The sequence below is a fragment of the Deinococcus aquaedulcis genome (assembly GCF_019693445.1).
Classification (GTDB): domain Bacteria; phylum Deinococcota; class Deinococci; order Deinococcales; family Deinococcaceae; genus Deinococcus; species Deinococcus aquaedulcis.
In genome coordinates this window covers 107374-127087 of record NZ_JAHRBL010000011.1, presented here as the reverse complement: position 1 = coordinate 127087, position 19714 = coordinate 107374, and the positions used below count along the sequence as shown (strand labels likewise).

At 69.3% G+C, this 19714-nt stretch carries 17 protein-coding genes; 13 read left to right on the top strand and 4 right to left on the bottom strand.

Annotated elements, in window-relative coordinates:
- Nucleotides 1-147 precede the first annotated feature (147 nt).
- On the top strand, nt 148-570 hold the full coding sequence (locus tag KMW22_RS13500; protein ID WP_221090562.1) for a bleomycin resistance protein: 423 nt from the start codon (nt 148-150) through the stop codon (nt 568-570).
- Here the strand turns inward: KMW22_RS13500 and KMW22_RS13495 are convergent.
- The gene (locus KMW22_RS13495) at nt 560-1021 is read right to left on the bottom strand and encodes a hypothetical protein (protein WP_221090561.1); all 462 of its coding nucleotides are present in this window, start codon (nt 1019-1021) and stop codon (nt 560-562) included. The genes KMW22_RS13500 and KMW22_RS13495 overlap by 11 nt on opposite strands.
- A 42-nt stretch (nt 1022-1063) precedes the next feature.
- On the opposite strand from KMW22_RS13495, the gene KMW22_RS13490 reads away from it, so the two are divergent.
- From KMW22_RS13490 to KMW22_RS13470, 4 genes are all read left to right on the top strand, one after another.
- Nucleotides 1064-1549 carry a hypothetical protein gene (locus tag KMW22_RS13490; RefSeq protein ID WP_221090560.1) on the top strand — a complete coding sequence of 162 codons (486 nt, stop codon included), beginning with the start codon at nt 1064-1066 and terminating at the stop codon, nt 1547-1549.
- Between the two features lie 50 nt (nt 1550-1599).
- Complete coding sequence (gene hemW / locus KMW22_RS19395) at nt 1600-2928, top strand: radical SAM family heme chaperone HemW (RefSeq protein ID WP_328774703.1); 1329 nt, start codon at nt 1600-1602, stop codon at nt 2926-2928.
- 72 nt (nt 2929-3000) lie between these two features.
- A complete protein-coding gene (gene lpdA, locus KMW22_RS13475; RefSeq protein WP_221090559.1) occupies nt 3001-4404 on the top strand; it encodes a dihydrolipoyl dehydrogenase in 1404 nt (467 codons plus the stop codon).
- Nucleotides 4405-4927: 523 nt separating this feature from the next.
- Entirely contained in the window at nt 4928-6541 is a 1614-nt protein-coding gene (locus KMW22_RS13470; protein WP_221090558.1) for a C1 family peptidase, read from the top strand.
- A 107-nt stretch (nt 6542-6648) separates the two neighbouring features.
- Here the strand turns inward: KMW22_RS13470 and KMW22_RS13465 are convergent, their stop codons facing one another.
- Nucleotides 6649-7266: a hypothetical protein gene (locus KMW22_RS13465; protein ID WP_221090557.1), complete on the bottom strand. Its 618-nt coding sequence runs from the start codon at nt 7264-7266 to the stop codon at nt 6649-6651.
- A 293-nt stretch (nt 7267-7559) separates the two neighbouring features.
- Here KMW22_RS13465 and KMW22_RS13460 point away from each other — a divergent pair, with 293 nt between their 5' ends.
- Nucleotides 7560-8312, top strand: coding sequence for a hypothetical protein (locus tag KMW22_RS13460; RefSeq protein WP_221090556.1), 753 nt, complete (start codon nt 7560-7562; stop codon nt 8310-8312).
- 109 nt (nt 8313-8421) lie between these two features.
- Here KMW22_RS13460 and glmS read toward each other — a convergent pair whose 3' ends face one another.
- Nucleotides 8422-10242: a glutamine--fructose-6-phosphate transaminase (isomerizing) gene (glmS, locus tag KMW22_RS13455; RefSeq protein WP_221090555.1), complete on the bottom strand. Its 1821-nt coding sequence runs from the start codon at nt 10240-10242 to the stop codon at nt 8422-8424.
- Between the two features lie 560 nt (nt 10243-10802).
- On the opposite strand from glmS, the gene KMW22_RS13450 reads away from it, so the two are divergent.
- The 7 genes from KMW22_RS13450 to KMW22_RS13420 all read left to right on the top strand — a co-directional run bounded on the left by KMW22_RS13450 (nt 10803) and on the right by KMW22_RS13420 (nt 15701).
- A complete protein-coding gene (locus KMW22_RS13450) occupies nt 10803-11009 on the top strand; it encodes an FmdB family zinc ribbon protein (protein ID WP_221090554.1) in 207 nt (68 codons plus the stop codon).
- A gap of 19 nt (nt 11010-11028) precedes the next feature.
- Complete coding sequence (locus KMW22_RS13445; RefSeq protein ID WP_221090553.1) at nt 11029-12129, top strand: S1C family serine protease; 1101 nt, start codon at nt 11029-11031, stop codon at nt 12127-12129.
- 321 nt (nt 12130-12450) lie between these two features.
- On the top strand, nt 12451-13359 hold the full coding sequence (locus KMW22_RS13440) for an SPFH domain-containing protein (RefSeq protein WP_221090552.1): 909 nt from the start codon (nt 12451-12453) through the stop codon (nt 13357-13359).
- A 20-nt stretch (nt 13360-13379) separates the two neighbouring features.
- The gene (locus KMW22_RS13435) at nt 13380-13562 is read left to right on the top strand and encodes a hypothetical protein (RefSeq protein ID WP_221090551.1); all 183 of its coding nucleotides are present in this window, start codon (nt 13380-13382) and stop codon (nt 13560-13562) included.
- 125 nt (nt 13563-13687) lie between these two features.
- On the top strand, nt 13688-14299 hold the full coding sequence (locus tag KMW22_RS13430) for a deoxynucleoside kinase (protein ID WP_221090550.1): 612 nt from the start codon (nt 13688-13690) through the stop codon (nt 14297-14299).
- A gap of 97 nt (nt 14300-14396) precedes the next feature.
- On the top strand, nt 14397-15020 hold the full coding sequence (locus KMW22_RS13425) for a deoxynucleoside kinase (RefSeq protein WP_221090549.1): 624 nt from the start codon (nt 14397-14399) through the stop codon (nt 15018-15020).
- A gap of 48 nt (nt 15021-15068) precedes the next feature.
- Nucleotides 15069-15701, top strand: coding sequence for a hypothetical protein (locus KMW22_RS13420; protein WP_221090548.1), 633 nt, complete (start codon nt 15069-15071; stop codon nt 15699-15701).
- Nucleotides 15702-16179: 478 nt separating this feature from the next.
- On the opposite strand, the gene KMW22_RS13415 is transcribed toward KMW22_RS13420, so the two are convergent.
- Nucleotides 16180-19461, bottom strand: a complete 3282-nt coding sequence (locus KMW22_RS13415) for an AAA family ATPase (RefSeq protein WP_221090547.1) — start codon at nt 19459-19461, stop codon at nt 16180-16182.
- Between the last annotated feature and the right edge of the window lie 253 nt (nt 19462-19714).

The following is a 19714-nucleotide window of genomic DNA, read 5'->3' as shown; positions in this document are numbered from 1 at the left end:
AACCAACGATCACGCTCGTCGGCGGTTGAGGCTTGGCGTTGACGACGCAGCAGTTCGTCTTCATCTAAGTGCTTCAGAGGAATGATCGCTTTGATACACTAACTATACTTCAAATTTGTATCAGGCCCCACTGGGTAGGGTGCAGAGATGAGCCTTGACGCTGTGTCACTGGTGCCGATCACAGAGTGGGCGCCGCTCGTCCCAGAGCTGATGGTGAGCGACCTGCCGCGCAGTGTGGAGGTTTATACCCACCTGTTCGGCTTCACCCTGCAGTACACGCGGCCCGGTTTCGCCTACCTGAGCCTGGGCCGGGTGCAGTGGATGCTGGAGCAGGCTGGGCCAGACAAGGCGTGGCAGACCGCGCTGCTGGAGCCGCCCTATGGGCGCGGCATCAACTTTCAGATCGTGGCCCCGGATCTTGACGCGCTGCACGCCCGCTTGCAGGGCGCCGGGTATCCGCTGTTCCGGCCGCTGCACACCGCCACCTATGCCGAGGGAGAGACGCTGCACACGGTCCGCCAGCTGCTGGTGCAGGACCCAGACGGCTATCTGCTGCGCTTCACGGACTGAGCCGCTGGGCGGCAATAAGCCCCGAGAACCGTTCCAGACGCCCCCGCAGGGCCAGCAGATACACGGCGGGCGGCACCTCTTCCCCGTAGGTCCAGGCGCGCACCTCGGTCTTCTCTCCCACCGCCAGCAGACGGTCCAGCACGCGCAGCAGCATGGCGCGGCCTTCGCGGTGTTCGCGCAGCAGGTCGGGCAGGGGCATGTCCGCCAGTGGGGCGGTGCGGCGCAGGGGCAGACCGTCCAGGTGACCTTCCAGGCCAATGCGCATCTCCATCTGGGCCTTGCGCTCCATACCGATCACGGCGCGCAGGGTGTCCTCGGCGCCGGCGGCCCAGCCGTGGAGGTCCAGGGGGGCGGCCGGGAGCCCCTCCAGGCCACGGCGCACGGCCGACAGGTCGGCGGTGGCCGCATCGCGTTTGGGAGCGTCCAGCGGATGGGGGTCGGTCTGGGTCATGCCTTCAGTGTGCCCTGTGCGCGGGCCCGCTATCCTGCCCTCATGCAGCACACCCGCACCTGGTCTGACGTGTATGGCAGCGCCCGCGCCCTGTTCGAGGGGCGTGCCGGGGGGCACGGGTGGCTGGTGGCCGCCCCGCCCGAACTGGCCGCGCCGCTGGCTGCCCAGCTTGAATCCCTGGATGGCAAGGGCCGCGTGGCCCTGCTGGTACACGACGGCCTGACCCCGCTGCTGGCCGCCCTGCGCGAGGAGCGCCCCCGGGGCGTGGTGGTGGTGGCCCCGCAGGCCCTCTCGGGTGGGCCCGCTATGACAGTCCCCGACCACGAGGTCGCGGGTGACGCCCTGCACTACCGCGAGGGTGGCGCTTTCCCTGCGTGGAGCGGCGAGGACGGCCTGACCGCGCCCCAGGGTGAGTGCGCGGCGGCAGGCGCGGTGGCCTCGCTGGGGCTGCCCGTGGTGGTGGCCGCCCCAGAGGGTGTGGCCCAGGCCCTGACCGCCTGGATGGACCGCACGCCCCACGGCCGCTGAGCGCTGCAGCTGAACAGTTCCGCGCCGTGGGCCGCTCTACACTGCCGCGCGTGAGTTCGCCCGGCACCAGCCCTGCCCATTCCGGCCCCAGCCGCCTCGACCCCGTGGTGCGGCACCTGTACGTGCATGTGCCGTTTTGCCCCACCATCTGCCCCTACTGCGACTTTCACGTGCTCACCCGGCGCGCCGGGCTGGTGGAGCGGTATCTGGCGCGGCTGGACGAGGAAGCCGCGCAGCTGGCGCAGACATACGCCGTGGACCTGGACACCGTGTATCTGGGCGGCGGCACCCCCAGTTTTCTACGCGACGACGAACTGCAGGCCCTGGTGAGCAGCGTGCAGACCAGGCTGGGCTGGGGCCGCAGGGAAAACACTCTGGAGGTGAACCCGGGCACCGTCAGCCCGGCGCGCGCCGCCCACTGGCAGGCCCTGGGCTTTGACCGCGCCAGCGTGGGGGTGCAGAGCCTGCACGACCCCACCCTGACCTTTCTGGGCCGCCAGCACACCGCCGCCCAGGCCGCCGACGCCGTGCGCACCCTGGTGGCGCGCGGCCTGCGCGTGAGCGGCGACCTGATCACGGCGGTGCCGGGCCAGCCGCTGGACGACGATATTCACGGCCTGCTGGCCCTGGGCGTGGGCCATGTGAGCGCCTACACCCTGACCATTGAGCCCGGCACCGAGTTCGCCCGCCGGGGCGTCACCGTGCACGAGGACGACGAGCGGCGGGGTTTCGAGCGCACCGAAGAACTGCTGACGGCGGCCGGCTTCACCCGCTACGAGATCAGCAACTACGCCCGCCCGGGGCAGGAGTCGCAGCACAACCTAGCCTACTGGCACGGCCGCACGTACCTGGGGCTGGGGCCGGGGGGGGCGGGGCACTACCCCCACCCCATGCAGAGACGCGCTGAGCAAGACAGCGGCAACGCGCAGGCCGCCCTGCGCGGCGAAGACGGGAAGCCGGGTGGTGATGGTGGATGGTTGATGGGGGATGGAAGGGGAGCGGATGGCGAAGGGCAGGACAAGGCGGCGCAAGCTGCTCCACTGCCCACACCCCACACCCCCCTGACCTTCCGGCGCACGAATCCACACCTGCACGACTGGCTGGCGGGAGCTGAGGGAGAGCCTGAAGCGATCTTCCCGCATGATTACGTCACCGACGCACTGTTTATGGGGCTGCGGCTCAGGGCGGGGCTGGACCTGGCGGAGCTGTCGCGGCGCAGCGGGGTGGATGTGGCCGGGGTGTACGCGGCGCCTCTTGCGGCCAATGTCGCGCGGGGCTGGCTGACCCTGGACGGCGAGCACCTGAGGGCGACCCCGCAGGGCTGGTGGGTGCTCAACCGCGTGGTGACGGACTTTCTGGACGCCGCGCCCGGCCACTGACCAGCCGGAATTGTGAATCGGCCGCGTCCAGCTATGCGGGCAGGTGGGTGGTGGGGGCAGTAGACTGACCGCATGACGAAATCCTTTGACTACGACGTGCTTGTGATCGGTGCGGGGCCCGGCGGCTACCACGCCGCGATCCGCGCTGCGCAGCTGGGGCTGAAGGTGGCCTGCGCCGAACGTGAAGCGGTGGGTGGCGTATGCCTGAACGTGGGCTGCATTCCCACCAAGGCGCTGCTGCACGCGGGTGAGCAGATTGCCGCCGCGCGGCACGCCGCCGATTTCGGCCTGACCTTTGGCGAGCAGAAGATGGATATCGCCAAGCTCAACGGCTGGAAAGACGGCATCGTGAAGAAACTGACCGGCGGCGTGGGCTCGCTGTTCAAGGCGAACAAGATTGCGCACCTGCAGGGGCAGGCCAGCTTCGTGGACGACCACACCGTGAAGGTGGGCGACAAGACCGTTACGGCCGGCAGCATCATCATCGCCACCGGCTCCGAGCCGGCCAAGCTGCCGGGGCTGGAGGTGGATCAGGTGCAGATCGTGGACTCCACCGGCGCCCTCGTCATGCCCGACCCCGTGCCCGCCCGGATGCTGTGCGTGGGGGGCGGCGTGATCGGCTTTGAGTTCGCGCACGTGTACACGAACATGGGCAGCAAGGTCAAGGTCATCGAGTTCCTGCCCACCATCATTCCCGGCGCCGATGCCGACGCGGTCAAGGAATTCCAGAAGTCTATGAAGAAGCAGGGCATCGAGATTGCCGTGCAGACCAAGGCCAACAAGGCCGAGAAGAAGGCGGACGGTATTCACGTGGAACTGGAAGACGTGAAGACCGGCACCAAGATGGTCGAGGTCTTTGACCGCGTGCTGGTGGCCGTGGGCCGCCGCCCCCGCACCGACGGCCTGAACGCCCAGGCAGCGGGCGTCTTCGTGAACGAGCGCGGCTTTATTCCCGCCGACCGCCAGCAGCGCACGAACGTGCCGCACATCTATTCCATTGGCGACGTGGCCAGCAACCCCATGCTGGCGCACAAGGCCATGAAAGAAGGGCTGGTGGCCGCCGAGGTCATTGCTGGCAAGCCCGCCGAGCAGGACGCCGTGGCCATTCCCGGCGTGGTGTACACCAGCCCCGAACTGGCCTGGGTGGGCCTGACCGAGCAGGAAGCCAAGGACAAGGGCTACGAGGTCAAGACCGGCGTGTTCCCGCTGTCGGCGTCGGGCCGCGCCATGACCCTGCAACAGACCGACGGCTTCGTGAAGATGGTGGTGGAGAAGGACACCGACCTGCTGCTGGGCGTGCACATCGTGGGCCCTCATGCCAGCGACATGTTGGGCGAGGCTGGACTGGCCCTGGAAATGGCCGCCACCGCCAGCGACATCGCCCTGACCATCCACGCCCACCCCACACTGGGTGAAAGCGTGCTGGAAGCCGCCGAGGCTGTGCACAAGCAGGCCATCCACATCATGAACCGCTAAAAAATTCCCAGCGCGCGCAACCCCCAGGTTCCGGCCTGGGGGTTTTTCTGGTTGCAGCAGGCCAGCAGACCCGGGAGTGAGGGCAAAAAGCAGCGGTACCAGCGGACTGGAGGCGCGGCGTTTTGGCCTTGAAGGCAACAGGCCGTCGCGGCCAGGGTCCTGTCTGGGGTGCGCGGTTCCCCGGCAGTGGCCCGGTCGTGGGCGCCCGCGCCCTGTTCCTTCCGGGGCACAAAGAGGCCGCTCCTCTGGCGCTCGCCGCGCTGCGGCCAGAACTGGTGGAACAACATCTTTCCGGCCACTTCTGGTCTTTGTTACGCCGCCTGGACCCTCCACCAGACCCGGCTCCCCGGTGCCGATCACGCCCCCCTGCGGCCTGATCACGGGCCGATCATGCCCCGAATGATGAACTGCCTCCACGGAAAGACCGCAGGGCCCCGGGCGCGCAACGCCCACGCAACGCCCAGCGCCGTGTACTGAAGCCAGCCCACCCCCCGCCTTCACCCAACCCCAGGAGGACACCACCATGACCAGCCTTCGCCGCGCCGCCACCCTGCTCGCCCTGAGCGCCGCCCTGACCAGCCACAGCCACGCCCAGAACACGGTCAATCTGTCCGGCCTGCAACTGCAGCCCATCAAGATTGCGAACCTGGACCTGAATGTGCTGCGCGTGGCGCCGGCCACGTTCCAGCAGACGCTGCAGGCGCCCAACGTGTTGCAGCTGAACCTGCAGGACCTGCCCGCGCGCATTCAGGCCCGCGACGCCGAACTGACACGCGGCCTGAACGTGACCCGCGCCCTCTCGGCCAGCAGCGACGTGCGCGCCGACGCCGCCCGGGTGGCGCTGGCCCTGCCACGCGGCCTGACGGTGCCCGCCACCGTGCGCCTGCGTACCGGCGAACAGAAAGAGGTGCAGCTGTTCGGGCAGGACACCGTGGCCCTGAACGTGGCCCAGGCCGAGGCCAGCGCGCCGCAGAACCGCGCCGCCGTGCTGAAATCCTTTGGGCTGAACGAGCAAAACCCGGTGCCCCGCGAGTTTCTGTCGGCCGACACCCGCAACACGGTTTCCGTGGCCGCCCTGATCAAGACACCGATCATCGTGAATCTGGCGGGCAAGGCCCCCACCCCCTCGCAGCCCGGGCAGGAACTGGGCGACGGGTTTGTCAGCAACCCCAGCGACGGCGCCTGCCGCTTTACCCCCACCAACGCCATGTTCGGCCAGATGAAGGGCACGAACATCGGCCTGATCACCACCATCAAGGACCAGGGCGCACGCGGCACCTGCATGGCATTTGCGTATGTCTCGGCGCTGGAAAGCCTGATTGCCCGGCGCACCACCACCCGCTACAACCTCTCGGAGCAGTACGCCTACTACTGGATGCGCGGTGACGACGGCACCCTGGGCGACGGCGCGTGGTGGGGCGACTACGACGACATGATTGCCAAGAAGCGCATGATTCCCACCGAGGTGCGCTGGAAGTACAACGCCTCGCGCAGCCGCCTGCGCGTGCCGGCCGACACGAAGCAGCCCATCACCGCCTACAAGAACTCCTGCGTGAACTACCTGAATCAGGCGTGCAGCGACACCACCGTGCAGGCCCAGCTGGTGTGCCAGAACGGCACGAACAACTGCGCCTGGAAACCCGAGTGGGACATTGCCCCAAACGCCGCCTTTAACTTCCGGCCCACCGCCGGCAACGAGGTCTGGGTAGCGCTGGGCGGCCTGAACCTGGGCAACCCGGCCGCCACCCGCGCCTACCGCCGCGCCATGCTGCGCCAGATGCTGGACCGGGGCGATCAGCTGGTGCTGGGGTTCGGCGTTGACCGCGCCTTTGACGCCATCGGCGCCAACGGCCTGCCCAACACCGCCCTTATGGGCCAGAACTTCCGGGGTGGCCACGGGGTGCACATGGTGGGCTACGTGAACACCGGCACCCAGACCTACGACGTGAAAATCGGCGGGCTGGTGGGCGCCAAGATGACCCTGCCCACAGGCTACTTCGTGATCAAGAACTCGTGGAGCTGCGGCTTTGGGGACGGCGGCTACGCCTACCTGCCCGACAACTTCATGGACCAGGAAACCTGGGGCGTGTACAACATGCCGAACAACGCCGTGGCCTCGGATCTGGCTGGGTTCTGAGCAAGAAAAGCTGTAGAGAACAGAAAAGGAGCCGAAGCGTGCGGGCGCTTCGGCTCCTTCTGCTGGCCAAGAGGCGCGCCGGGGTCAGTGGCCCGGCCTCGCCGCCTTTATTCCTCGTAGAAGAGGATGGAGGGCGGCTCCGTCAGCGCAGCCGCCTCGCCTGCTGGCGTGAGCACCAGCACCTCGTTCACCACCCGGATCTCCCCGTGCTCCTGTTCAAGGTCTTCCAGATTCACGAGGCCCGCCTCTTCCATGGCCCCCCAGTCCTTGCGGTACAGGGTCGCCACGTATTCGCCCGGCGGCACCTCGACGCAGGAGCCGGAATCCAGCGGGCCATCGCCAATGGGCAACGAGTTGTAGGAATGCACCCACAGGCGCCCGCTGGGCACACGGAGCCGGGCGCGCTGGGGCGGGTGCCAGCGGCCCTGGGCCAGCTCATCGGCGCTCAGGGGTGCGCCCACCAGCAGCTCGGCGCACACCGGGTTGTCAGTGGCCAGGGTGTACACCAGAAAGGCGCCTTCCTCCAGCATGGCGCGGGTGCTGGGGTGGGCGTTGTCTTCTGCCTCGTCGCCGTGGCCCCAGATGATGCCCGGGTCCGCCTGCTGCAGACGCGCCTCGTTGGCCTCGTCATAGACGAAGACCACTAAACCATCGTTGTAGACCTCCACGATCTGCGCGCCCTCCCGAAGAGGGCCGGTCACCATGCGGGGGATACCTGTTGTCATGCTGGGCCCAGCATAAAGCGCGCATATAGCCCAGAGCGCGGCTCTTTCAGGCCCTCCAGCGGCAGGGCCCTGGAGACCCCAGCCCTGCAAATGGGCGCCAGGGCAGCGCCTCGCAGCGCGCGTTTTCCTTATGGTCTGCCGGTGTCTGGCCGCAACAAGGAAAAAAGAGACGGCGTTCCCCCAGCTCTGTCCTGACTGGCCCGGACATGAACGCAATCCGTATGAAACCTGGGGTTCTGCCCGCACATTTCTCTATCCTGAAGGGCAGTTCATTCCCCCAAGGAGCGCCCGGCATGGCCACGCACCCCCCAGGGCCAGCCGCCGCGCAGGTGGCCACCCTTACCCTGAACACCTACGCCCCGCGCGCTGTGCGGCAGGGGCTGTCGCGCATGGGGTCAGACCACGGGCATCTGCGGCAGGTGCCGGGCCTGCGCTTTTACCGCCTGCTGGGCACCGGCCAGGGCAGCGCCCTGACCCTGAGTGCCGACCTGCGGCGCTGGGCGCGCTTCGCGGTGTGGTCGTCCTGGGCGGCGCTGGAGGCCTTTGAAGCCAGCGACTGGCGGGCCCAGGAACGCGCGCAGGCGGCCGAGAGCTGCACCGCTGTGCTGCGCCCCGAGCGGTGGCGCGGGCGCTGGGGCGGCACCGAGCCCTTTGAAGGCCAGGCTGCCCCGGCGGCGGACCCCAGCGGCCCAGTGGCGGTGCTGACCCGCGCGGCCATTCGGCCCACGCGGCTGGTGCGGTTCTGGCGGGCAGTGCCGGCCTCGCAGCACCAGTTGGACCGCATGCCAGGCCTGATCGCCGCTGTGGGCATGGGCGAGGTGCCGCTGCTGCATCAGGCCACCTTCAGCCTGTGGCGCAGCACGGAGGCCATGAAGGCCTTTGCCTACGGCGGCGCGGCGCACCGCGAGGTGATGGCCCGCACCCACCGCGAAGGGTGGTACCGCGAGGAACTGTTCGCCCGCTTCGCCGTGCTGGATCTTCGCGGCCCGTGGGGCGGCCGGGACCTGCGGGAAGAGGCCGGGCTGGGAGCACCGCCCGGCTCCTGAATGCAGAGGTACGCGGGGAAATCCTGCCTGCTGGATAAACAGCACAACACGCCTGGGGCATTGCCTCCAGGCGTGCTGTGATTCTCACGGTCCAGGCAGGAACAGGCCCTTACTCCACCGTCACGCTCTTGGCGAGGTTGCGGGGCTTGTCCACGTCCTTGCCCAGCGCGGTGGCGGTGAAGTAGGCCAGCAGCTGCATGGCAATGGCGTTCACCACCGGGCTCACCATCTCGTGGGCGCGGGGCACGTAGATCACGTCGTCGCCGTGGCGGGCGTTTTCCGTGTCGCCGTCACTGAGGAACAGAATCACCTTGCCGGCGCGGGCGCGCACCTCCTGCACGTTGGAAATCGTCTTTTCCAGCAGGCGGCTTTCGGTGGCAATCACGGCCACGGGCATATGCTCGTCAATCAGGGCGATGGGCCCGTGCTTCATTTCCCCGGCGGCGTAGGCCTCGGCATGGATATAGCTGATCTCCTTGAGCTTCAGCGCGCCCTCAAACGCGGTGGGGCTGTTCACGCCGCGCCCCAGGAACAGGTAGTCGCGGGCCATGGCGTACTTCTCGGCCACTGCCTGGATGCGGGCCACGCGCTCAGGGGCCAGGGCCTCTTCCACCAGGCGGGGCAGTTCGCGGGCGGCGTGCAGCAGTTCAGCGCCCTGCTCGGCGCTCAGGGTGCCACGCGCCCGGCCCAGCCACAGCGCCAGCAGCAGGAAGGCGCTGACCATGCTGGTATACGCCTTAGTGCTCGCCACGCCGATTTCCGGGCCCGCGTGGATGTACAGGGTGTCGTCCAGCTCGCGGGTCATGGAGCTGCCCTTGGCGTTGATCACGCCCAGGGTCCGGGCGCCAAACTTCTTGGCCTCGCGCAGGGCTTCGAGGGTGTCAATGGTTTCGCCGCTCTGGCTGACCACAATCGCCAGGGTGTGCTCGGAGACCAGGGGGTCGCGGTAGCGGTATTCGCTGGCCACGTCGCACTCCACGGGAATGCGCGCCAGCTGCTCGATCAGGTACTCGCCCACCAGACCGGCATAGAAGGCCGTGCCGCAGGCAATGATCGAGATGCGCTTGAACGACGAGGGGTCGAGATTGATGTCGAGGTTCACCTCGCCGGTTTCGTCGTGCAGGCGGCCAATCAGGGTGTTGGTCAGGGCCTGGGGCTGCTCGTAGATTTCCTTGAGCATGTAGGTGTCGTACCCGCCCTTCTCGGCGGCCTCGGCGTCCCATTCGATGTGCTCAATGGTGCGCTGCTGGGGGGTGCCCGCAAGGTCGGTCACGCGGAAGCCGTCATCGCTGAGCACGACCATGTCGCCGTCGTGCAGGAACACCATGTTGCGGGTGTAGGCCAGCAGGGCGGGCACGTCGCTGGCCAGGAACATCTCGCCCTCGCCCACGCCCATCACCAGGGGGCTCACCGTGCGGGCCGCCACGATCTCGCGGTGGTCCACGTGCGTCACCACGATGCCGTAGGCGCCGCGCACCTGCGAGAGGGCCGCGCGCACCGCTTCTTCGAGGTTGCCGCTATAGGCTTCTTCAATCAGGTGGGCCAGCACCTCGCTGTCGGTCTCGCTTTTGAACTCGTGGCCCCGGCTCATCAGGCCCTCTTTCAGCGAGAGGTAGTTCTCGATGATGCCGTTGTGGATGATCACAATGCGGCCATCTTCGGTGGCGTGGGGGTGGGCGTTCGTGTCGTTCGGCAGGCCGTGGGTGGCCCAGCGCGTGTGCCCAATACCCAGCGTGCCGGTCAGCGGCTGGCCTTCGAGCAGGGTGTTCAGGTTGGCCAGCTTGCCGGCCTTTTTCTTCACGTCAATGCGCTCGCCGCTGCACACGGCGATGCCGGCGCTGTCGTAGCCCCGGTATTCCAGCTTGGCCAGCCCAGAGATCAGCACGTCCTGGGCCTGACGGGGGCCAATGTATCCAACAATTCCGCACATAGGGGCTCCTTGTGGCGGGCGGAGGGCGGGTGGCACATGGACAGAGGCAAAGGCCCGAACAGCCATTCGCCATCTGCCATTGGCCACTCGCCAACCGCACGCCGCACTGGTGTCTGGTTTGTGCATGCTTCCGGGCTTTATCCCTGTGTTGCCACGGGGGTTATGGCCGCAGATTCGCGCCCCCAAAGGAGGGGGCACCGGGTAGGCTCGCATGCCAGAAGAACCTGGAGGCATCCGCAGATCATTTCGCTGACCTCCACCTCGTCTCCCCCGCTGCCGGGGGCCTTGCGCTGCCCTGGGTTGGTGTGGACCGGACACCAAACGGTCCGCCCGGCAGCATAGCACCCGCCCAGGGAGCCTCATGTGAGTACAGCAATCATGCTCAGGGCGGGCGGCCGGCAGGGGCCAGTCCCGGGCGCGGGGCCCCAAGGCATGGTCAACAGCCGTTCATCTGCCCCTGTGGGCGCTTGCTAGGATGGGGGCGCGAAAAGCGCGGGTGGGGCAGCCCCCCTCCTGCGCGACCCACGGCGCCCACACGCGGGCCGAAGAAGGGAAAGACCATGCCCACGTACCTGTACAAGAACATCCAGACCGGCGAAATCTACGAACTGCAGCAGAGCATGCGCGACGAGCCCTACACCGCGCACCCCGAAACTGGCGCGCCGATCAAGCGCGTGCTGGCCCGGCCCGGCATCGCCTTTAAAGGCAGCGGCTTTTATGTCACGGATTCACGTCCCAAAGAAAGCAGTGGGGGCGGAAGCGAGTGAGCCGCCCCCTGGACGCCGCATGAAGGCCGCGCGCCTTCTGGGCCTGAGCGCGCTGCTGGCCGCCGCCCTGACCGGGGCTTACCTGACCGGCAGCGTGACGGCCCAGCGCAGTCTGGTCACGCCCGACGAGATCAACACCGTGGAGGTGGCGCAAAAGGCGCTGCGCGCCGTGGTGCGGGTGGACACCCGGCTGGAGCGCGCGCGCCTGCAGCCCGGGGACAATCCCATCGAAACGGGCAGCGGGTTTTTCTACAAAAAAGACCTGATCGTCACCAATTACCACGTGGTGCAGTACCAGGAAGCCATCACGGTCACGCTGTTCAACGGGCGGCGGGTGCCCGCCAAGCTTGAAGGCATTGACCCTGGCATTGACATCGCCATTCTGCGCGTGACCGGGGTCACAGCGCCGGCGACCCTCAGCTTTGGGTCCAGCGCCCGCCTGATTCCGGGCCAGAAGCTGATCACCATTGGCACGCCCCTCCTGATTCCCAATTTTGTGGGCACTGGCATCTTCAGCGTGGCCGCCAGCGCCCGCGATATTCCGCGCCAGGACGGGCTGGCCGACGAGGTGGGACAGTACGTCACCACCACCGCCAGCCTGCAGCAGGGCAACAGCGGCGGGCCGGTGCTGGATTCGCGCGGGCTGGTGGTGGCCGTGGCCGACGCCAACGCCGCGCCCAATGGACTGGTGCCCGGCGTGATCGGCATTGCCCTGCCCGGCGATCTGGTGCGCCAGAGCCTGGACGACCTGGAAAAAATTGGGGTGCCGCAGCGCGGCACGCTGGGCGCCACCCTGGTGGACCTGGAAAACCTGGACCCCGCCCTGCGCCAGCTGGCCGGCCTGAACAGTTCCGAAGGCGCGCTGGTAGATCAGGTGGCGGCAGGCTCGGCGGCGGCGCGCGCGGGCCTGCGCGGCAGCCTGCGCAACAACCGCGATCAGCTGCTGGCCCCCCTGGGCGACGTGATCGTGGCGGTAGACGGCCAGCGCGTGCGCGACTCGTTTGACGTGATTCGCCTCGTGGCCGCCAAGCGCCCGGGCCAGACCGTCACCCTGACCGTGTGGCGCAACAAGAAGCAGGTGCCAGTGAAAGTGACCCTGCTCAAACGCACCCTGCGCTGATCCCGATGCCACAGAGAGGCGGCCACGCAACGGCCGCCTTCTTTCATGCCTTCAGCGGATGCAGGGCGGAAGCTGGCCGACTGAGGTCAGACACCTTCAAGGGCCTGGAGGCGAACCCTACAAAGACGGGGCCGTGGGGCTAGCAAACGCGCCTTGAGTGCACCTGCCGTCACGCTGGCGCACTGCAGCACAGGCCTCCAGCGTCAGACCACAGGAGGCGACAACCAGGAGCTGCACTGTCCCCTCCTGCCCTCTCCCCTCTCGTAAATTCGGCATCAAAGTGATATCACTTTGATAGAAGTTCTCTTCGGAGGTCTGCCTATGAATGAACTGCAACATGCCCCCACGCCTGCCGCCCAGGGCGGCGTTTCTCCCCGCAGCGGGGTGGCCAGCGTGGAACGGCCCGCCTTCGGTCTTCCGGGGGTGCCCATGTTCCTGCTGTGGCTGCTCGGGGCCGGGGCGGCGGCGGTGCTGCTGGGCCGCTTTCCGCTGCCGGGTGTCCTGCTGGGCGCGGCACTACTGTTCGCGCTGGCGGGTTTTTTCATCGTGCAGCCCAATCAGGCCATGAACCTCACCCTGTTCGGGCGCTACGTGGGCACCGAGCGGCGCAACGGCCTGTACTGGACCAACCCGCTGACGGTGCGCAAAAGCGTGAGCCTGCGGATTCGCAACTTCAACAGTGAGCGGCTGAAGGTGAACGACGCGGGCGGCAGCCCCATTGAGATTGCGGCCGTGATCGTGTGGCGGGTGGTGGACACCGCGCGGGCGGTCTTTGATGTCGAGGACTACGCCGAATTTGTGGCGATCCAGGCCGAAACCGCTTTGCGCCACCTCGCCAGCCAGTACCCCTACGATGCCTACGAGGACAGCCGCATGAGCCTGCGCGCCCACGCCGACGAGGTGGCCGAGGCCCTGGGGGGCGAACTGGCCGCCCGCCTGCGCCACGCCGGGGTAGAGGTGCTGGAAGCGCGACTGTCGCACCTGGCCTATTCGCCCGAAATTGCCGGGGCCATGCTGCAGCGCCAGCAGGCGGGCGCCGTGATCGCCGCGCGGGCCCAGATCGTGCAGGGCGCCGTGGGCATGGTGGAAATGGCGCTGCGCCAGCTCTCGGAGCAGGACATCGTGACGCTGGACGAGGAGCGCAAGGCCCAGATGGTGAGCAACCTGCTGGTGGTGCTGACCAGCGAGCGCGGCACGCAGCCGGTGGTCAACGCCGGCAGCCTGTACTAACCGGCCATGAGTTCAGTGCCGTGAGCCGCAAGAACTTTCCCCTGCGCATCAGCCCCGAGCTGTACGCCGCGCTGGAGCGCTGGGCCGCCGACGACCTGCGCAGCGTGAACGCCCAGATGGAGTACCTGCTGACCCGCGCCGCGCGCGACGCCGGCCGCCTGAAGCCCCCCGAGCCGCCCACAGAGAAGCCCAAAGACGAGTAAAGTTTGCCCCCGCCCGTGACCCTCACGCGGCGGGGGCACGCTCGTGTCTCCCCCTCCCCTCCCCCGCTGTCAAGGCCCTTCATCCACCCTTCACCTGGGCGGCGGGCGCTATGCTCTGGCCTGTCATGTACGTTGTCGTCGAAGGCCCCATCGGGGTGGGAAAAACGAGCCTCGCCGGGCGCCTGGCCGCGCGGTACGGTGCCGAACTGAATCTGGAAGTGGTGGAGGAAAATCCGTTTCTGGCCAGCTTCTACCGCCAGCCCGAGGCCTACGCCTTTCAGGTGCAAGCGTTCTTTCTGCTCTCGCGTTTCAAGCAGCTCTCAGCGCTGTGGCAGCCGGGGCTCTACCGCGACTCGGTGGTGAGCGACTACCTGTTCGACAAGGATTTCATCTTTGCGGCGATGAACCTGAAAGACGCCGAATTCGCGCTGTACGAAGATCTGTACGCCCACCTCTCGCCCCGGCTGCCCACCCCGGACCTCGTGGTGTACCTGCGCGCCGACACGGGTGAACTGCTGCGCCGCATCGCCTTGCGCGGGCGCCCTTTTGAACAGGACATGAAAGCCGAGTACCTCGCCGACCTGACCGGGCGTTACGACGAGTATTTCCGCACCTACCCCCACCCGCTGCTGACCATTGACGCGGCGGGTCTGGATTTCGTGAACAACCCCGACGACGAGACGCGCATTCTGACCCGCATTGACGAGGCCCTGCGCGCGGGGCAGGCGGCGGACTGATGAACAGGGAGCAGTGCGCGGTACGCGGGCCGCAGGAAACCCACGCCTGTCCCACTCCCCGCTTCCCGTCTCCCGCCTCCCCGCGCGGAGCGCGCTGATGTACCTCGCCATTTCCGGGAACATCGGCAGCGGCAAGAGCACGCTGACGCGCATGCTGGCCGGGCGGTACGGCCTGCGGCCGGTGTACGAGCCGTATGCCGAGAACCCCTACCTGGAAGACTTCTATCAGGACATGCGGCGCTACTCCTTTCACTCGCAGGTGTACTTTCTGTCGCGCCGCCTGGAGCAGCACCTGAATCTGGTGACGGGCGCGCGGTACGTGATTCAGGACCGCACGGTGTTTGAAGACGCCAACATCTTTGCGCGCAACCTGTTTGAGAGTGGGCAGATGGAAGCGCGCGACTGGGCTACCTATTGCGGGCTGTACGAGGGCGTGCGGCCGGCGCTGCGGGTGCCGGACCTCCTGATTCACATTGATGCCTCGCTGCCCACCCTGAAAAAACGTATTGCCCAGCGCGGGCGCACCTATGAGCAGGACATCCCGGAGGACTACCTGGGTGGCCTTAACCGCCTGTACGACAGCTGGGTGGCGGGCTTTGACGCCTGCCCGGTGGTGCGGGTGCCGGGCGATCAGCTGGATTTCGTGGCTGATCCGCAGGCGTTTGAATGGGTGTGCGCGCGGGTGCAGGCCCACGGCTTTGGCCTGCCGCTGCTGCGCTGAGGCAGGCAGAGGCCGGTGTCTCATGCGGCGGCGCGCTACCCTGGGCGCATGATCCGCCTCTCTCGGTCCCTGCCCCTGCTGGGCCTGCTGGTCGCCGCCTGGAGCGCGGCGCAGCCCCGGGGCGCGGCCACGGCGGCTCCCTGCCCCGAGAGCTGGAGCGCCCTAAACCCGGCGACCCTGCGCGCCGCGCGCGTCACCGCCGTGCGGGCGGTCCTGACTGACGCGCGCGGCGCCCCGGTGCCCCTGGGCCTGAGCAGCGGCGAACTGGTGCTGCAGGGCCCGGCGGTGGCTGGGCGGCGCTGCACCTATGTCCCCGGCGAGGCGGGCCGCAGCGGCACGCTGAATGCAGGCGACACCGAGCCCCTGCCCCTCCCTGCTGCGCTGGAAACTGGCACCTGGGAGCGCGACGCCAACGCGGGGCTGACCCTGAAGGCAAAAGACGCCTCGGGCGCGCTGACCCTGACGGGCAGCGCGGTGTTTCCCACGGCGGGCGGCAGCGTGAATGTGGGCCACCTGAACGGCCCGCTGCGCCGCGCCGATTCACCCCGGCGCTGGCTGTACGCCGACGGCGACTGCGCGCTGACCCTGTGGCCGCTGGGCCCGTGGCTGCTGGTGCAGGACAACCAGAAATGCGGCGGCCTGAACGTGACCTTCGCCGGCCTGTACCGCCACGTGCGGTAAGGGCGGAAGCCCGGACGTGTGTTTTCTATTCCGCTTGAACCGTACCAAAAACGGTTCAACCCGAGCCGAGCGAGGGGGAAAAACCCTTCGCTGGGAAACGAGAACTCGAACCGGCGGTGTCCCGACTCGATCACGGCTTGAACAGAAACCGTGTCAGACGGGACTCAATGGAGGCCACATCAGTCCGGGCCACTCGGTGGCCCCCTCACCCTTCCGTCGCTCCGCTCCTCCCTCCCTCTCCCACCAGGGGAGAGGGGAACACGGCAAGCGATCGGGGGAGAAGCACGTCACTTGAGAGCAGATGCCATGAAGTTGATGTGGGTTCTCGACCCTCTGCCCTCGTGGGACTCGAAGAGCTGCGCCGCAGCGAGGGGTGAGGGGGTTCTTTCGTCAACCGCTCCAGGGCCGGCTAAGCCTGCCCCTTCACAGCGCTGGGTCCCAGAGTGCCGCTGACCGCTGCGGCAACGCCGGCCTTTGCCTACCCCGCCACGGCGGCCAGTTCGGGGGGCACCTCGCCCAGCGCGGCGTGAAACAGCGTCTGCACGCGGCGCAGGGTCTGGGCGTGGGCCTCGTGGTCGCCCAGGCGCGCAAAGGTGTCCAGCAGGGCGCGGGTGGCGTCCAGATCCAGGGGGTCGTGGGCCAGCAGGCGGCGCAGGTGGGGCAGGCCACCCTGGGGATCGCGGTAGGTCAGGCGCAGCACCGCCGCGCGCCAGCGGGCGTGCAGGGTGTCGCGCAGCTCGGCGGCGGCGGGCAGGTCCACATCGTTCAGGAAGGGGCCGGTGTAGGCGGCGGCGGCTTGGGCATCCTGGCCTGCCTGCAGGGCCGCCAGAAACTCGTCCAGGTCGGCCTGCACGCCTGAAAGCACGTAGCCCTGGGGGGTGTGGGTCAGCGTGGCGGCGCCCGCCAGCGCCTCGCGCAGCCGGGTGCGGGTCTTGCGGAAATTGGCCTCGGCACTGGCCTCGTCGGCGTCGGGCCACAGGGCCAGGGCCAGGGCGTCGCGGCCCAGGGCCGGGCGGGCGCCGCCGTAGTGGGCACACACCAGCAGGGCCAGCAGTTCCTTGACCTTGCGCGCCCGCCAGGGGCGCGCGCCGCCGGGCTGCTCCACACCCACGTTACCCAGCAGCCGCAGCCGGGCGCGGGGGGCCTGGGCAGGGCCCGGCGCGGGCGCCGTGTCCAGCGCGCCCACCTGGGCCGGAAAGCAGGCGCGCACAAACTGCAGGTGCCCCTGGCCGTCCACCTCCTGCAGCGCGGCCAGCCCGGCGTGCCAGTCGGCGGCGACCTCGCCGTGCTGTTCTCCCGGGCACTGCCCGCGCCACACCGCGCGGGTGAGCAGCAGTTCGCCCAGCACGCTGCGGTGCTGCACGGCGTGGGCCAGCGTGAAGGCCTGGGCGAGTTCCGGGCCCGCCGCCTCCGGGTCGCCGCGCCGCAGGTGGGCCTGGGCGCGGATCAGGGCGGCGCGGGCCTGTAAGCCCACCCCGTCGTCCGGGCGCAGGCGGGCCACCTCGCGCAGGGCCCCCTCTGGCTCGCCCAGCAGCAGGTACACGCGGGCGCGCGAATTGGGGTGTTCAGGGTAAAAGTCGTGATCGGGCTGGGCCAGTTCGGCGCGGGCCTCGTCCAGGCGGCCCAGCAGGGCCAGGGCCTCGGCAAAGTCGCTGGGATTGGCCGCCCCCACACTGGGCCACGCGGCGTACGAGCGCCGCATGAGGGCCAGGGCCTGTTCGGGGTCGCCGCGCCACAATCGGCAGATGCCCAGGTTCCACAGCAGGGCCCCCTCCACCCGCGCGTTGCCGCTGGCCACCGCCCGGTGCAGCTGGCGCCACGAGCCGGCCTCGGCAGCCGGGTAATCGCCTTGCATCAGTGCCAGGTAGGCGAGGTTGCCCTCCACGACCATCAGGCTGGCCACATGGCCCTGGCGCATGAGCAGCTCGTGGGCGGCGCGGAGGTGGGTTTCGGCCTCGGCCCACAGCGACATGTGAATGGCGCTGCCCCCCAGCGAACTCAGGGTGCGCCACGCGCGCTCGGCCGCCGCCCCGGACAGCGCAGGGACAGCCAGCAGCAGCGCGGCTGCCTCGCGGCCCAGGTGCAGGGACAGGTGGTAGTCGCCCCGGCGCTGGTACAGGCGCGACAGGATATCCAGCAGCCCCATGCGCCGCAGGGGGTCCTGGGCCACCCCCAGGGCCGCGCGCAGGCCGGCTTCGGCCTCGTCCAGTTCGCCCTGGTTCAGCAGGGTGCGGTACAGCACGTCTTCCAGGTGCAGGTGGGCGCGGCCGTTCTGGTCTTCGGGGGCCAGCCGCCCCAGGCCCAGCCGCGCCGCCGCCAGGGCCTGGGGCAGCTGGCCCAGTTCGGCCAGCGCCTGGGCCCGGAAAGCCAGCGGCGCCAGCGGCAGGGCAGCCGGGTCGTCCGCCGTGGCGGCCAGCACCGCCTGCCACTCGCCCAGGGCGTCCAGGGCGGCCACCAGCGCGTCCTGGGCGCCGGGGTGGTCTGGTTCCTCGTCCAGCAGGGCGCGGGCCTCGGCCACCACGTCGTGGGGGGCGGCGCGCGCCTGGGCCAGCGCCAGGGCCTGTTCGGTCAGGGTGCGGGCTTCGGGGAGCCCGGCGTGCCGGGCGTGGCGAGCGCGGGCCAGCGGGTCCAGGCCCGGCACCTGGGCGGCGCGGGCGTGCAGGCCCTCGACCTCGGCCCAGTCCAGCTCGGCGCGCACCAGCGGCGGGTAGAGGGGATGGGCGCAGATATAGCCGGCGGCGTCTGGGGGCAGGCGCACCAGCCCCCGGTGCAGCAGCCAGTCGCGGGCCTGGGCAAAGGGTCCCTCGCCCAGCCCCGCCACCCGGCGCCAGACGGCCGGGGGCGTGGGAGCGTCCAGCACCGCCAGGGCGCTCAGGGCGGCCCAGGGGGGGCGCGCGGCCTGCACCGGGCGCAGCCGCTCGCGCAGCACCGCTTCCAGCGACGCGGGCAGTGACCCGGCGGGCGGCGGCGTGAACTGCCAGTGGTGTTCGGCACGCTGCAGGGCGCCGCGTTCGCGCAGTACCCGCAACAGTTCGGCGCTGCGCAGGGGGTGGCCCTCGGCGTGGGCCAGCAGCCACGCGCCCAGTTCGGGCGGGGCGGGCCCGCCCAGCACCGCGCGCAGTAAGGCGTCGACCCCGTCAGCGTCCAGGGGCGCCAGCGTGAGGTGCTGCACGCTGCTGGCCTCGGCGGCGCGGGCCAGCTGGGCGCTGCGGCCCAGGTCCTCCACTGTGCGCGCGGCGTCCGGGTGCTCGGGCAGGGGGCGGGTGGTGAGCAGCAGCAGGGCCGGGGCGCTGTCCAGCATCACCCGGGTCCACAGGGTGTTCAGCAAGGCGCGGGCTTCGGGGGGCTGGTCGTGCAGGTCCTCGGCGATCAGCAGCAGGGGCCGCGCCCGCCCCAGGGCGCCAGACACCGCGCGCGCCAGGGTGGCGGCCGGGTCGCTGGGCCCGGCCGGGGGCGGCAGCACGGCGGGCCAGGGGTGGTCCAGGTGCGGGCGGGCCGCCGCGATCAGGGCCGGGTCGCGTGAGGTCAGCAGTTCGGGCAGGGCGCGCAGCAGCGGCCCCACCAGCGCGGGCGGCGTGGCCAGCGCGGCAGCGGCCTGCGGGTCGCGCGCGGCGTGATCCTGTAGGGCGCGCGCCAGATGGCTTTTGCCCAGGCCCGCCGCGCCCGACAGCACCACCAGGGCCGGTCCCCCGCCCGTGCATACCCCCGCCCACGCTGCCTGCAGCTGGGCCAGGGTGTGGGGATGAATGGGATCGGACAAGGTGCGGCGGGCCTCCTGCCGCCCAGTGTGCCGCAGGTCAGCTGAAGGCCACAAGCGGCCATCAGGGGCCCTGGTCCCCCAGGAACGGCACCGTGTACACCACCGCTCGGATAATTTGGGCAGTTCGCGTCAAGCGGCCCGACGAACACGCTGTTTTTCTCCTCCGCTCTTGCGGCGGACTCGTAGAGCTGCGCAGCAGAGGTGGGGAGGAGGTGAGCGGGCCCAGCGTCTCATAGCGGTCACCACAAGACCT